The following is a 13,358-nucleotide window of genomic DNA, read 5'->3' on the forward strand; positions in this document are numbered from 1 at the left end:
CTCATGACTCCAGCGCATCCGCAGAAGTGGCCCGTCCATGTTGTCCGGGGCGGCGTTGACCAGCAGCTCCTGAAAGACTGCCGCAACCTCCTTGCGGCGGCCGAGGAATCGGACGGCAATCCCTCGATCTCCGAACAGACCCTGGTGACCATGCGCGCCGGCGACTCGCCGGACCACACCCTGCTGACGCTGGCCCTGTACGCGCCGGACGAGGACTCCGACCCCGCCACCGGCCAGGACCTGGCCGGGTTCGCCGTGGTGGTGGACGAGCCGGACGGCAACGGTGTCCTGGAGATCGCCGTGCACCCCTCCTACCGCAACCAGGGCGTGGCAGACCGGCTGGTGGGCGCGCTCAAGGAGGTGCGGGGCTTCGACGGGTTGAAAGCCTGGTCCCATGGAAACCATGAAGCAGCCGCTGACCTCGCGGCCCGGTACGGCTACGCACCGGTGCGCGAATTGTGGAAGATGCGGATGACGACGGCCGGCGCCGAGCTGCCCGACGCCGGCCTGCCGGACGGTGTGGCCATCCGCGCCTTCGTGCCCGGCAAGGATGAGGAGGCCTGGCTGGCAGCGAACCGGGCGGCATTCGCACACCACCCCGAGCAAGGAAACCTGACCCGTGCGGACCTGGACGCCCGGATGGCGGAGGACTGGTTCGATCCGGCCGGGTTCTTCCTGGCCGAGGACCGTGAAGGGCGTTTGCTCGGCTACCACTGGACCAAGGTCCACCCGCGTCACGGAGAGCATCCGGCCATCGGCGAGGTGTACGTAGTTGGTGTTGCGCCGGAGGCGCAGGGCCTGGGCCTGGGCAAGGCCCTGACGATCGCCGGCATCAAGCACCTGCGCGACTCCGGCCTCAGCGGGGTCATGCTGTACGTGGATGCGGACAATACTGCGGCAGTTGCGCTGTACCGGCGGCTGGGGTTCACCCGTTGGGACATGGACGTCATGTATGGCCCGGCTGCAGGCTAGGTTACGGGCTCCGGCACAAAGCCCGGCGGTGCGTTAAACAGGGCCGTGGGGCCGGTGAATGCTTGTAAGGTTGGAATGGAGCCGCGCGGGGCGGAAGCGCCGGCACCACAGCGCCAGCCATAAGGAGAAGCCATGAACCCGGAACCCTCCGGAACAGCTACGTCCCAGGATGTTGCGTTGCCTGCCCGGGCGCGCTTCGGCTCCTCCGAGGTCCCTGCGGCACGGGCCACCCAGGACCGCATCGACATCCCGGAATTCGCGCCCAACCTGCAGCCTGAGGGCGACATCCGGCCGGACCGATTCCTGGACCGCGAACTGAGCTGGCTCGCATTCAATTCCAGGGTGCTGGAGCTGGCCGAAGACCCCACCCTTCACCTACTTGAACGCGTCAGCTTCCTGTCCATCTTCGCCTCCAACCTGGACGAATTTTTCATGGTCCGCGTGGCCGGCCTCAAGCGGCGCATCGCCACCGGCCTCGCCGTTCCGTCGCCCGCCGGACTCAGCCCGGTGGAGGTGCTGGAGCGGATCAGCGACGAAGCCCACCGGCTGCAGGAGCGGCACGCCCAGGTTTTCGCCGACCAGATCCGCCCGGCACTGGCGTACGAGCACATCCACGTCATGCAGTGGGGCGAACTGGACGACGCCGCCCAGCAGCAACTCAGCGTGATGTTTGCCGAGAAGGTCTTCCCCATCCTCACGCCGCTGGCAGTGGACCCGGCGCACCCGTTCCCGTACATCTCCGGGCTGTCACTGAACCTTGCCGTCGTGGTCCGGAACCCGGTCAGCGACAAGGAGCTCTTCGCCCGCGTCAAAGTGCCTGACCAGCTTCCCCGCCTGATTTCCATCGACGGTCCGCGGGCCGGTGCGGTTCCCGGGCGGGTGGCACGGTTCATCGCCCTTGAGGAAGTCATTGCCGTCCACCTGGACAAGCTGTTCCCCGGCATGGAAGTGCTGGAGCACCACACCTTCCGCGTTACCCGCAACGAGGACGTGGAGGTGGAGGAGGACGACGCCGAGAACCTCCTGCAGGCGCTGGAGAAGGAACTGCTGCGCCGCCGCTTCGGCCCTCCGGTGCGGCTTGAGGTGACCACGGACATCAACCCGAACATCCGTGCACTCCTGATCCGCGAACTGGGGGTGGAGGAATCCGAGGTGTATTCCGTCCCCGCGCCGCTGGACATGCGTGGCCTGTCCGTCATTGCCGGAATCGACCGCGCCGACCTGCACTACCCCAAGCACATGCCGCACACGTCGCGGTACCTGAACGAGTCCGAAACCTCCAAGGCCGCCAACGTGTTTGCCGCCATGCGGCGCCGGGACATCCTGCTGCACCACCCGTACGATTCCTTCTCCACCTCGGTGCAGGCGTTCCTGGAGCAGGCGGCGTCGGATCCCAAGGTCCAGGCGATCAAGCAGACCCTCTACCGCACGTCCGGGGACTCCCCCATTGTTGATGCCCTGATCGACGCCGCGGAGGCAGGCAAGCAGGTCCTGGCCCTGGTGGAAATCAAGGCACGCTTCGATGAGCAGGCCAACATTTCCTGGGCCCGGAAGCTGGAGCAGGCAGGTGTCCATGTGGTGTACGGCATCGTCGGCCTGAAGACGCACTGCAAGCTTTCGCTGGTGGTGCGCCAGGAGGTTGACGGGCTGCGCCGCTACTGCCACATCGGCACCGGCAACTACCACCCCCGGACCGCCCGGTACTACGAGGACCTGGGCCTCCTGACCGCGAACGACCAGGTGGGCGAGGACCTTTCCAAGCTGTTCAACCAGCTCTCCGGCTACGCCCCCAAGTCCACCTTCAAGCGTCTGCTCGTGGCGCCCCGGTCCGTCCGCTCGGGACTCATCGACCGGATCGAGACGGAGATCCGCAATGCGCGGGCGGGCGTTCCCGGCCTGGTGCAGATCAAGGTGAACTCGATGGTGGACGAGGCCATCATCGATTCGCTGTACCGTGCTTCGCAGGCCGGCGTAAAAGTGGACGTCATCGTCCGCGGCATCTGCTCGCTGCGCCCGGGCGTCCCGGGCCTGAGCGAGAACATCACCGTGCGCTCCATCCTGGGCAGGTTCCTTGAGCACTCGCGGGTCTTCGCCTTTGCCAATGGCGGCGACCCCGTGGTGTACATCGGTTCGGCGGACATGATGCACCGCAACCTGGACCGCCGGGTGGAGGCACTGGTCCAGTTGAGCAGTGCGGACGACATCACCTATGTCCTTGACCTCCTGCAGCGCTACATGGACCCGGAAACGTCCAGCTGGCACTTGGACAACGAGGGCCGCTGGACCCGGCACCACCTTTCCGACGACGGCAAGCCGCTTGAGGATGTCCAGTCCTGGTTGCTGGCGTCCCGGCCGCGGCAGCGCAGCCTGAGCCGGCGCTAGGCAGCGCATTGTCGAGCGATGCACTCGTAGCCGACCAGACTGACCACCCGGGGGAACCCGTAGCCGTGACGGCTGCGGGTGCCATCCCATGGCGGGTCAACAAAGACCGGCTGGAAGTCCTGTTGATCCACCGGCCGCGCTATGACGACTGGTCATGGCCCAAGGGAAAGATCGACGACGGCGAGACGGTCCCGGAATGCGCCGTCCGGGAGGTGCGCGAGGAGATCGGCCTCGACGCGCCGCTGGGAATTCCCTTGCCGCCCATCCACTACCACGTCGCCTCCGGCCTCAAGAAGGTCCACTACTGGGCGGTCAAGGTCAACGGAAATGGGCTTGTTCCGGACGGCAAGGAGGTGGACAGCGTGATGTGGTGCGGCCCCGACAAGGCAGCCCGCCTGCTGTCCAACCCGTCCGACGTCGTCCCTTTGGAGTACCTGCGGGACGCGCATGGCCGCGGCAGCCTGGACACGTGGCCCCTGGTGGTACTCCGCCACGCCAAGGCCAAACCCCGTTCGTCCTGGAGCAAGGCCGAGGGCGAGCGGCCGCTGGCTGCCACCGGGACCCGGCAGGCGCAGGCCGTGGGCAGGCTCCTGCAGGCATGGAAGCCGATGCGGGTGGTCACCAGCCCGTGGCTGCGCTGCGTTGCCACCGTTGCTCCGTACGCACGGGCCACCGGGGCGAAGGTGAAGCTCGCCGAAGGCCTCACCGAGCACAGGCACCAGCGGAGCCCGCGCAAAACGGCGGCCGTGATCGAATCGCTCTTCGACAAGCAGCGGCCGGTGGTTGCCTGCACCCACCGGCCGGCCCTGCCGACAGTCCTCAAGCAGCTTGCCGGCCACATGCCTTCGCACCTGGCGAAATTGCTGCCCGCGGACGAGCCCTTCCTCTCCCCCGGCGAGCTGGTGGTGTGCCATGTAACCCATGGCGGGAAGAAGCGGATCGTGGCTGTGGAACAGTTCAAGCCCTTCGACGATTAACCGGACACCGGCTTGACCGAGGGCTCCAGTCCGTCTTGACTGGGGGACCACGCACTGTTCTGGGGGAATAACGTGCACGCTGCCACCATTGCTGTTTTCGACGGCGTTCCACCGCTGGCCCTGCTGTGGCCCCTTGTCCTGGCCGGTGGAGTGTACTGGCTCCTCTCCAGGGTCATCCGGGGAGCGAGGGAGGGCAGCCCCAGGGCGTCGGCGTCGCGCCACGCCTTCCTGGCGGGGCTGGTCGGGTGGCTTGCCAGTTCCTTGGTACCCGCCGCGAACGCAGGGATCATTCCCCTCCCCCACTCAGCGGCCATCCCGGCAGCCATCCTTCCTGCCCTTGCCTGGCCGGTCCTCGGTTGCTTGGCTGCGCATGTCCTTGGGCAACTGAGTTATCCCCGGCGGCAGTCGCCACCGGACACTCCAGGCGGACCCCGGCGGCGGATCCGTGACATCGTTCCGCGCCGCCTTGGATGGACGGTGGCGGCCATTTTCGCGGGAGCCGCCGCGCTCATCGCGTGGATGTCCGCGCTGCCGGGTTTTCCTTCCCGCGCCTACGAGTCACGGCCCGACGGCCAGGGGGGTTTCACCACTTTCGGTGGGGAAGGGCGCATCCCGGGCCAGGAGCTGGCACCGTACCTGGGCGGCGCCCTGATCGTCCTGGCGGCAGGGACGTTGTTCGTCCTGGCCTTGGCCGCCCGCCGGCCGCCTCTCACCGGCCTGACTCCGAGGGAGGATCACCTGCTGCGGATAATCGCCGGCAACCGCCTCCTCCGTACGGTGGCAACTGTGGCGTCCGGGCTGGGGGCGATCGCCGGAAACCACGCAGCGCGTCCCGATCCGGCCGCCGGAACCAACAGTTGGGCCAATCCTGCCGGTGCCCTAAACCTGGTGGTCCTGGTGGTGATGTTCCTCTGGCGCCCGCCTGTCCTCCCGGGCCAACGGCCACCCCGCAAGTCCGCCCAGGTCACTGCCCGGCCCGAGACGATGCTGGCTGTATCAGTGGGACCGGCCATGGGGCTCGCGGCGTTCGTTCCCGTGCCGGTGGCTATTTTCGTCCCGTGGGCGGTGACAGGGCATGCCGCCCCGGTGGCGGCCGTGTCAGCGGCTGCGGTGCTGGCCGTTGTTTCACTCGGGGAATTGGTGATGCACCGCAATCACGGCTGGGCTGGCGCGCCCCGGCATTGGCCCCGGCAGCCCGTGCATCCCGCCTTGATGGTGGCTCTTGTGGCAGCGGCAGCTCTCCTGACGGTGGTGATCGCCTGTGTCGCGGGCCGGCAGGCTGAACTCGGGGTGCAGGCCGCGTGGGAAGTGACAGTATGGGCCAGCGCAGGCACAGCGCTCCTCTCTGCCGTCCCCCTCGCGCTCGCGAGGCGCCGCCGCAGTGTTGCGCCCGGGGTTCCGGGACTCGACGCAGCCCTCCGGGCCATCACGGTATACCGTGTGGCGCGGACGCTGACAGCCTTCTTCGCTGCCCAAGCGGGGGTGCTCCTGATGAGCGCGGGGCCCACGCTTGGGCGGCCGGCGGCTTCCGGTCCAGGCCCATGGGACGCGGTGTGGCAGGGGGCATCCGGCCTCGGCGCCTTGTTGACCGCCACCGCCGTACTGATCGCAGTGGCCCCGGTCTCCGTCATTGCCCGGGGCCCCGAAGCCAGCCTTTCGTTGGGACCACCCAGTAGACTTGGGGCGTGAGCATCCCTACGCCTTATGAAGACCTCCTGCGCGATGTCCTGGCCACCGGCACCCATAAATCAGACCGTACCGGCACCGGAACCACCAGCGTTTTCGGCCGCCAGATGCGCTTTGACCTCTCCAGGAGCTTCCCGCTGATCACCACCAAGCGGGTCCACTTCAAGTCGGTCGCCGTTGAACTCCTGTGGTTCCTGCGCGGCGAGACCAACATCAAGTGGATGACGGACCAAGGCGTCACCATCTGGAACGAATGGGCCGACGAAGACGGCGACCTGGGCCCGGTGTACGGCGTGCAGTGGCGTTCCTGGCCCACCCCCGACGGCGGCCACATCGACCAGATCGCCGAACTCATCGAGAACCTGAAATCGAACCCGGACTCCCGCCGGCACCTTGTGTCCGCCTGGAACGTCTCCGAGCTCAACGACATGGCGCTCCCGCCCTGCCATGCGTTCTTCCAGTTCTACGTGGCGAACGGCAAGCTCTCCTGCCAGCTCTACCAGCGCTCGGCTGACATGTTCCTGGGCGTGCCGTTCAATATCGCCTCCTACGCATTGCTCACCTGCATGATCGCCCAGCAGGTGGGGCTCGAACCCGGCGAGTTTGTCTGGACCGGCGGAGACGTCCACATCTACGAAAACCACATGGACCAGGTCCTCAAGCAGCTCGAACGCGAGCCCTACGAGTATCCTCAGCTGACGATCACCCGGAAGCCCGCGTCGATCTTCGACTACACGCTGGAGGACTTCGACGTGGTGGGCTACCAGCACCACCCCACCATCAAGGCGCCGATCGCGGTATGAGCACCGAAAACTTCACCGATCCGCAGTCCTTCACGGAGGAACTGGCCGCCTCCATCACCGGCGTGGGCCTGGTCTGGGCCCAGACCTCTGACGGGGTCATCGGGATGGACGGAGACATGCCCTGGCACCTGCCGGAGGACCTCAAGCACTTCAACCGGCTGACCACCGGGCACCCGGTCATCATGGGCCGCAAGACCTGGCTGTCCTTCCCGGACAAGTACCGTCCGCTGCCGGGGCGCACCAACATCGTCATCACCCGGCAGAAAAGCTGGGCCGGCACGCCGGAGGCGGAGGGCGCCGTGGTGGTTCCCTCCCTGGATGACGCGCTCCTTGAGTCGCAGTTCGTCGACGGCGGCGAGACAGTCTGGATCCTGGGCGGCGGCGATGTTTTCCGCCAGTCCACGGACCTCGCCAACGTCGCGGTGGTCACCACCATCGATGTGAAAGCCGACGGCGACACGTTCGCCCCGGAGCTTGGCCCCAGTTGGGAGGCCACGGCCGCCGTCCCGCCGGACGGCTGGCTGACTGCCGCCAACGGCACACGCTACCGATTCACCAAATGGTCACGGACCGAGGGCTAGGAACATGCTGAAGAAACCCGAAACCCTGTTCGTCCTGGGCTACATGCTGCTGCCCCTGCTGGCCTTGCTGTCCGCGATCGTGGGGCTGACCATGATCCTGGGCGGCAACAAGATCGCCGGGGCCATCGTGCTGGTGGTGGTCACTCAGGTGTTCACCTTCGGCGCGTTCTTTGCGCTGCGCGCCCGGAAAGCTGCCGTGCTGGAGCAGTCGGACCAAAGCTAGCGCTTACGGCAGCGGCATGGGGAGGCCACCCCATCGCGGGTAGCCCGGTCCTGGCCTAGGCTGGGCACGCGGCACTCTGGGGGCTGTCGAATAAAATATTGGGGGGAATCCTGGTGGCAGGAACTTTGTGGGGCGCCGACGTCGTGCAACTGCGGGCCCTTGCGCAGCAGTTCAACAAGACAGCCGACCTGTTGCAGCAGCAGTCGACGCAGCTAAGCAGCCAGATCAACAACAATCCGGCATGGAAGGGCGCTGACGCCCAGCGGTTCCGGTCTGACTGGAACAGCAGCCACCGCACGCTCCTTCAACAAACCGTCGCCCGCTTGAAGCAGGAGTCCAAAGTCCTGCTCAGGAACGCGGACGAGCAGGAGAAGGCCAGCACCGGCTCCGGCGCCGGCGGAGGACCTGGCAACGGCTCTCCCGCCGGCAACAACGGTCCCCGCCCGCCAATCCCGGGTCAGGGCAGCAACGATCCGTGGGGCCCGGGCTGGCTCACGGATCCCAACTCCCCTTTCCGCAGCGGCTGGGACATCTACAACCTCACCAAAGCGTTGCCGAACCTTCGGGCAGGACTGTTCGATCTTCCCCATTTCATTAGCAAGGCAGACAACCTCGGTGAGTTCCTGTTCTCCAGGGACTTCCAGAACGTGGCAAAAGCATTCCAGAACACGAACATGTTGAGCCAGTATTTCAACACTTCATCGGAACTGTTCGACGGCAGGTGGGATACGGCCTTGCGTCTCGCCGAAGGTGGCAAGGCGGCGGAGTTCTTCAAATTTGGTGGCAGGGCCCTGGGTGGAATCGGGGTGGGTCTTGACGTTTTGGACACCGTCAACAACGCAAAGGAGGGCGACACAGGGGCCGCCGTCTACTCTGGAATCAAGGCCGGCCTCGGAGTGGTAAGTTTCGCTCCCCCGCCTGTCGGAACGGCGGCCATGGTCGCATCCGGAGCGTTGGCCATCTATGACAATGTGCCCATAGTCAAGGAAACAGTGAATGCCATCGGCGGGTCCATCGCTGACGGTGCCAAGGAAGTCTGGGAAGGCGCTGGGGACGCCGCCGAAAAAGTCGGCGACTTCTTTGGATTCTGAGCCCACAACGAGAGGTATGGACGATGACTGAGACAGCGACGGAAGCCGCCACCATCCCTGATGCGATCGGATATGGCTTTGCCGAAATGGTTACCCTTGCAAGCCTCCAGGGCGGGGACGCTGCGGTCCTCAGCGCTGAAGCACTGAGGGTGGACGGCTATATGGACAATACGGACATGGTGAGCGCAGGCGCGTCGTCACTGGTGGCCCGAGGCTTGGCCAAAGCCGAAAATGACGGGCTCCTCTCAGTGTCAGGACCCACTGCCGCCGTGGCCGCCCTGCTCTCCTCCGCCCTCCGTCGCATTGAGATCTCGCTGCTGACGGCCGAAGGGGGCGACAGCGTGGTCTTCATGGAAAATGACGACATCCATCTGCTGTTCCAGCCCCGCTCCTACTTCACGTGGTGGGCAATGGCCCAGCGGCCGGACGTTACCGCCGCCGAAGCCAACCTCATGGTTATCAAGCAGCACCTGGACAGCAACCCGGGGGGCGGCGCCACTCTCCGCCGCCGCGAGGATCCCACCGGACAGACCCTGTACGTGAAGAATGGCGGCGACGGATCATGGACCACTGGTACCTCCACACCCAGGCAGGCAGACATCGCTGAAACCAAAGGCGTGGACGACGCCGGCCTCCTTCACCAAATCCGCGCCATCCGTCAGGACTGACTGTGACCTTCGACCGTGACCGCGAGCGGCGCAACGACGCCGTTCACGCCGAACACAAGGCCGCGCTTGCACGGGGTGAAAAGCGGGTGCTGCGCACCACCAGCACCGGCGAATTGCACAGTTACCCCGCCGACGAAATTGGGTTTTCCCCAGGCCGTGGCCACGTACAGGTCCAAACCTGGTGGGGTATGGGGATCCTGACCGGCGTCATGGTGCTCTTGACCCTCCTTTCCCTCGTCATACTGCTCAGGCCCCTGCCGGACGGCGGCCAGCCGTTCTGGGGCGCCTTGGTCCTCACTGCATTCGGCATTTTTGGAGCCTGGTATACCTTCGGCATGGCGAGGGACGAGTACCGGGCCAAGAAACTGCGGAAGGAAAGGCATGCGCCGGAACCCGGAGCAGGACCCCTCAGTGAATGAACCGCATGGCCGCACGAGGCGCCCGCCACCTCGACGGGGAGGGCCCGGCCGGGCGTGACGTAACCGACTGCGTCCTTCCGGATGCGAAGTCTAAACTGGTCGAATGACTACAGCAGCTACCCCTTCCGTCGGCCTGGTCGGATGGCGCGGCATGGTCGGCTCCGTCCTTATGCAGCGCATGCAGGACGAGGGCGACTTTGCCAACATCAACCCGGTGTTCTTCTCCACCTCCAACGCGGGAGGTGCCGCGCCGTCGATTGCTGGAACAGCAGGAGGCAGCGCCGGCAAGCTCGAGAACGCGTTCGACGTCGACGCGCTGGCCAAGCTGCCCATTATCGTCACCGCCCAGGGCGGTGACTACACCAAGCAGGTCCACGGCGAACTGCGCAGCCGTGGCTGGGACGGCCTGTGGATCGACGCCGCTTCCACCCTGCGCATGAGCGACGACTCCATCATTGTCCTGGACCCCATCAACCGCGACGTCATCGACAAGGGCCTGGTCAACGGCACCAAGGACTTCATTGGCGGCAACTGCACCGTGTCGTGCATGCTCATGGGCCTGGGCGGCCTGTTCAAGAACGGGCTGGTGGAGTGGGGCACCTCCATGACCTACCAGGCTGCCTCCGGCGGCGGAGCCCGGCACATGCGTGAGTTGCTCAGCCAGTTCGGCACGCTCAACGCCGAGGTGAGCACGGAGCTGGACGACCCCGCATCGGCCATCCTGGACATCGACCGCAAGGTTCTCGCCCACCAGCGCACGGACATCGACGCCACCCAGTTCGGCGTCCCCCTGGCCGGCTCCCTGATCCCCTGGATCGACGCTGACCTGGGCAACGGGCAGTCCAAGGAAGAGTGGAAGGCCGGGGTTGAAACCAACAAGATCCTGGGCACCTCCGACGAAAACCGGGTGATCATGGACGGGCTCTGCGTCCGTATCGGCGCCATGCGTTCCCACTCCCAGGCACTGACCCTCAAGCTCCGCGAGGACCTGTCCGTGGCCGAGATCGAGAAACTGCTGGACGAGGACAACCAGTGGGCCAAGGTGGTTCCCAACACCAAGGAAGCCTCCATGGCGGACCTGACCCCCGTCGCCGCCTCCGGAACCCTGGACATCCCGGTGGGCCGCATCCGCAAGATGGAAATGGGCCCGCAGTACATCAGCGCCTTCACCGTGGGCGACCAGCTCCTCTGGGGGGCCGCCGAGCCGCTGCGCCGCATGCTCAACATCGCGACCGGCAACCTGTAACAGCCGGCCCGGCCGCCGCGCAGGCAGATCATGGCATTCCTGGTCCTCGCCCTGATCACCGTGGTTGCCATGGCCGGCCCGTTGCTGGCGCTGCCTACCAAATGGCGGGTTCCAGTGGTGGCCGGCGAACTGTTCGCCGGCGTCGCCATTGGCCGTAGCGGACTGAACCTGGTCGACGCCTCCGACCCCACGCTGCGGCTCCTGTCCGACGTCGGCTTTGCGCTGCTGATGTTTGTCGTCGGTACCCATGTGCCCGTCAGGGACGCCAGGATCCGGGCAGCCCTCGGCCACGGTGCGGTGCAGGCCGGGGTGGCTGCGGTCCTGGCTGCGGCCACCGGCGTTGCAGTTGCGGCGGCCTTCGGTACCGGCCATGCCCCGCTCTACGCGGTCCTGCTCGCTTCCTCCTCGGCGGCGATGGTCCTGCCGATCGTTGACTCACTGGGCCTCAGCGGCCCTCCCGTGCTGGCCATGACGGCACAGGTGGCCATCGCGGATGTCGCCTGCATCGTGGCGCTCCCCCTTGCCTTGGACCCCGTGAACGCCGGCCGGGCCGCGGTAGGCTCCCTCGCCGTCGCGCTTTGCTCGGTGGTGCTGTTCCTGCTGCTGCGACGCGCCGAGCAGTCCGGCGCCCGCGCCAGGCTGCATAAACTTTCGGAAAACCGGAGGTTCGCCTTGGAACTCCGGATCCAATTGGCAATCCTCTTCGCCCTGGCCGGACTGGCCGTGCTGAACAACGTATCCATCATGTTGGCCGGCTTCGCCTTCGGCCTGGTGGTGGCGGCCGTGGGTGAGCCCCGGCGCCTTGCCCACCAGTTGTTCGCGGTCAGCGACGGGTTCCTGGGCCCTGTCTTCTTTGTGTGCCTGGGCGCCTCACTGAACCTAAGCGAGCTGGCGGCGCACCCTGGCATGATCCTGCTGGGACTGTGCCTCGGTGGCGGATCACTGCTCATTCATGTGGTCCTCCGCCTGCTGGGCGTGCCGGCCATCCTCGGCGTCCTGTCCGCTGCCCAGCTTGGTATCCCGGTGGCCGCGGCCAGCATCGGAACCCGGACGGGGGTCCTGCTGCCCGGGGAGGGCGCCGCAGTGCTGCTCGGGGCCTTGGTCACGATCGCCGCGAGTGCCTTTGCAGGGCAGCGTGCCGCCCGGCGGTGGACGCCGCCGGCAGCTGCGAAGCCTCTTCCGACAACCTAGCGGGCCAGGAACTCCAGATACTCCCGCGCGGCCTTGGCAAGCGCTCTTTGGGCTGCCGGGCCGAACGCCGCGGCTGCGTCGAACATTTCGGGAACGACGACGGCGCTCCGGCCGGTGCCCTGGACCGTCCAGGTGCCAGCCACCATTCCCGCGGCCACCAGGGTTTTCTTGAAGATGCCGTTGCCGCCCGGAACGATCAGGTCGAAGTGCTCCGGGGCCAGGACGGGCGTGCGGTCAGTGTAGCCGAGGACGAACTCGTCGAACCCGGGCAGCAGGTGCACGGAGCGGGCGCCCGGCAGGCCGGTATCGATGAGGGACGCCGTCTCGGGCGACATCCAGTATGTGGTCCCCTCCCATTCCAGCTGAGCGAGTTGCGCACTGACCTCCATGAGCCCGGACCTCACCTCGGTCAGCGGCAGCTGCGTCCACCAGGCGAAGTCCCGGAGCGTGGCCGGGCCGTGGCTGCGGAGGTAGCGCAGCAGGAATTCCCCCAGTGCCTCCTCCCGGTCCAGGCGGCGGGACGAGGGTATCCACTGGTCGAACGCGGCGATCAGCTGCTGGTTCCCGGCCAGGGGGCCCAGCACCAGCCAGCCGTGCCGGCAGAGCGAGCCCAGGAGGTGGACGCCCCGCTGCCCTTGGGTCGGCTGGCCGCCAGCGTCGAATTCCCGGAACAATTCCGGGGGGCTGATGGGGCCATCCGCCAGGATCCGGTCAAGGGCGATGTCCCGCGCCTTCTCAACGTCCGCCCACGCAATGTCCAGCTGACGGTGCCGGGCAGCGATGCTCCGGGTGAGCCGCTCGGCCGTTAGGTCGAGCATCCAGCGCAGGTCTTCGGGGGCCACCAGATGAAGCGTTCCGCGCATCGGCCAGGACCGCACCACCGCGCCGGTGTTGATGGCGGCACGCACGTCCGTGAGTCCGACACCCGGCACCCGCACTCCCACCGCCCACAGGGCTGCGGGCAGGTCCTGCGCCTGCAAGGCTGTCATCCACCGGACCAGTTCCGGCACCGTGCCGCCTCCGCCCGCAAGCCGTTGCGACGCGAGCCGCAGCCTGCCTATCATCCTGCGGTCGCGCAGGGCACCTCGTGCAGCCATGGCCCCATCCTAGGCCGGGGAC

General features: G+C 66.7%; 13 protein-coding genes. 12 read left to right on the forward strand and 1 reads right to left on the reverse strand.

What is annotated here, in order from left to right:
• The first annotated feature begins 3 nt into the window (after window positions 1–3).
• The 12 genes from mshD (at window position 4) to DFO47_RS00875 (ending at window position 12,239) form a co-directional block, all read left to right on the forward strand.
• The gene (gene mshD, locus DFO47_RS00820; protein WP_133830336.1) at window positions 4–972 is read left to right on the forward strand and encodes a mycothiol synthase; all 969 of its coding nucleotides are present in this window, start codon (window positions 4–6) and stop codon (window positions 970–972) included.
• A gap of 132 nt (window positions 973–1,104) precedes the next feature.
• The gene (locus tag DFO47_RS00825) at window positions 1,105–3,354 is read left to right on the forward strand and encodes an RNA degradosome polyphosphate kinase (protein WP_018760491.1); all 2,250 of its coding nucleotides are present in this window, start codon (window positions 1,105–1,107) and stop codon (window positions 3,352–3,354) included.
• Between the two features lie 8 nt (window positions 3,355–3,362).
• Complete coding sequence (locus tag DFO47_RS00830) at window positions 3,363–4,331, forward strand: NUDIX hydrolase (RefSeq protein WP_026264307.1); 969 nt, start codon at window positions 3,363–3,365, stop codon at window positions 4,329–4,331.
• A gap of 72 nt (window positions 4,332–4,403) precedes the next feature.
• The gene (locus DFO47_RS00835) at window positions 4,404–6,020 is read left to right on the forward strand and encodes a hypothetical protein (protein ID WP_243835284.1); all 1,617 of its coding nucleotides are present in this window, start codon (window positions 4,404–4,406) and stop codon (window positions 6,018–6,020) included.
• Entirely contained in the window at window positions 6,017–6,820 is an 804-nt protein-coding gene (locus DFO47_RS00840; RefSeq protein ID WP_109044344.1) for a thymidylate synthase, read from the forward strand. Before DFO47_RS00835 ends, DFO47_RS00840 begins: the two co-directional genes overlap by 4 nt.
• Window positions 6,817–7,401: a dihydrofolate reductase gene (locus DFO47_RS00845; RefSeq protein ID WP_133830337.1), complete on the forward strand. Its 585-nt coding sequence runs from the start codon at window positions 6,817–6,819 to the stop codon at window positions 7,399–7,401. The genes DFO47_RS00840 and DFO47_RS00845 overlap by 4 nt, the downstream gene beginning before the upstream one ends.
• A 4-nt stretch (window positions 7,402–7,405) precedes the next feature.
• Entirely contained in the window at window positions 7,406–7,624 is a 219-nt protein-coding gene (locus DFO47_RS00850; RefSeq protein WP_018760496.1) for an NF038396 family protein, read from the forward strand.
• Window positions 7,625–7,737: 113 nt separating this feature from the next.
• Window positions 7,738–8,715 (forward strand): hypothetical protein, encoded by a 978-nt coding sequence (locus tag DFO47_RS00855; protein ID WP_133830338.1) that lies wholly within the window; start codon window positions 7,738–7,740, stop codon window positions 8,713–8,715.
• 23 nt (window positions 8,716–8,738) lie between these two features.
• Entirely contained in the window at window positions 8,739–9,383 is a 645-nt protein-coding gene (locus DFO47_RS00860) for a hypothetical protein (RefSeq protein WP_133830339.1), read from the forward strand.
• 2 nt (window positions 9,384–9,385) lie between these two features.
• Window positions 9,386–9,802 carry a hypothetical protein gene (locus tag DFO47_RS00865; RefSeq protein ID WP_018760499.1) on the forward strand — a complete coding sequence of 139 codons (417 nt, stop codon included), beginning with the start codon at window positions 9,386–9,388 and terminating at the stop codon, window positions 9,800–9,802.
• Between the two features lie 103 nt (window positions 9,803–9,905).
• Window positions 9,906–11,048, forward strand: a complete 1,143-nt coding sequence (gene asd, locus DFO47_RS00870; RefSeq protein ID WP_133830340.1) for an aspartate-semialdehyde dehydrogenase — start codon at window positions 9,906–9,908, stop codon at window positions 11,046–11,048.
• Between the two features lie 30 nt (window positions 11,049–11,078).
• Window positions 11,079–12,239 carry a cation:proton antiporter gene (locus DFO47_RS00875; RefSeq protein ID WP_133830341.1) on the forward strand — a complete coding sequence of 387 codons (1,161 nt, stop codon included), beginning with the start codon at window positions 11,079–11,081 and terminating at the stop codon, window positions 12,237–12,239.
• Here DFO47_RS00875 and DFO47_RS00880 read toward each other — a convergent pair.
• Window positions 12,236–13,336 (reverse strand): winged helix DNA-binding domain-containing protein, encoded by a 1,101-nt coding sequence (locus DFO47_RS00880; protein WP_133830342.1) that lies wholly within the window; start codon window positions 13,334–13,336, stop codon window positions 12,236–12,238. The two genes, DFO47_RS00875 and DFO47_RS00880, sit on opposite strands and share 4 nt — an antisense overlap.
• Between the last annotated feature and the right edge of the window lie 22 nt (window positions 13,337–13,358).

Origin of the sequence: Arthrobacter sp. AG258 (assembly GCF_004364695.1) — a bacterium.
Classification (GTDB): domain Bacteria; phylum Actinomycetota; class Actinomycetes; order Actinomycetales; family Micrococcaceae; genus Arthrobacter.

Coding starts and splice junctions, on each gene's coding strand:
- asd (WP_133830340.1), top strand. CDS start 9,906: ATGACTACAGCAGCTACCCCTTCCGTCGGCCTGGTCGGATGGCGCGGC.
- DFO47_RS00825 (WP_018760491.1), top strand. CDS start 1,105: ATGAACCCGGAACCCTCCGGAACAGCTACGTCCCAGGATGTTGCGTTG.
- DFO47_RS00845 (WP_133830337.1), top strand. CDS start 6,817: ATGAGCACCGAAAACTTCACCGATCCGCAGTCCTTCACGGAGGAACTG.
- DFO47_RS00850 (WP_018760496.1), top strand. CDS start 7,406: ATGCTGAAGAAACCCGAAACCCTGTTCGTCCTGGGCTACATGCTGCTG.
- mshD (WP_133830336.1), top strand. CDS start 4: ATGACTCCAGCGCATCCGCAGAAGTGGCCCGTCCATGTTGTCCGGGGC.
- DFO47_RS00880 (WP_133830342.1), bottom strand. CDS start 13,336: ATGGCTGCACGAGGTGCCCTGCGCGACCGCAGGATGATAGGCAGGCTG.
- DFO47_RS00860 (WP_133830339.1), top strand. CDS start 8,739: ATGACTGAGACAGCGACGGAAGCCGCCACCATCCCTGATGCGATCGGA.
- DFO47_RS00875 (WP_133830341.1), top strand. CDS start 11,079: ATGGCATTCCTGGTCCTCGCCCTGATCACCGTGGTTGCCATGGCCGGC.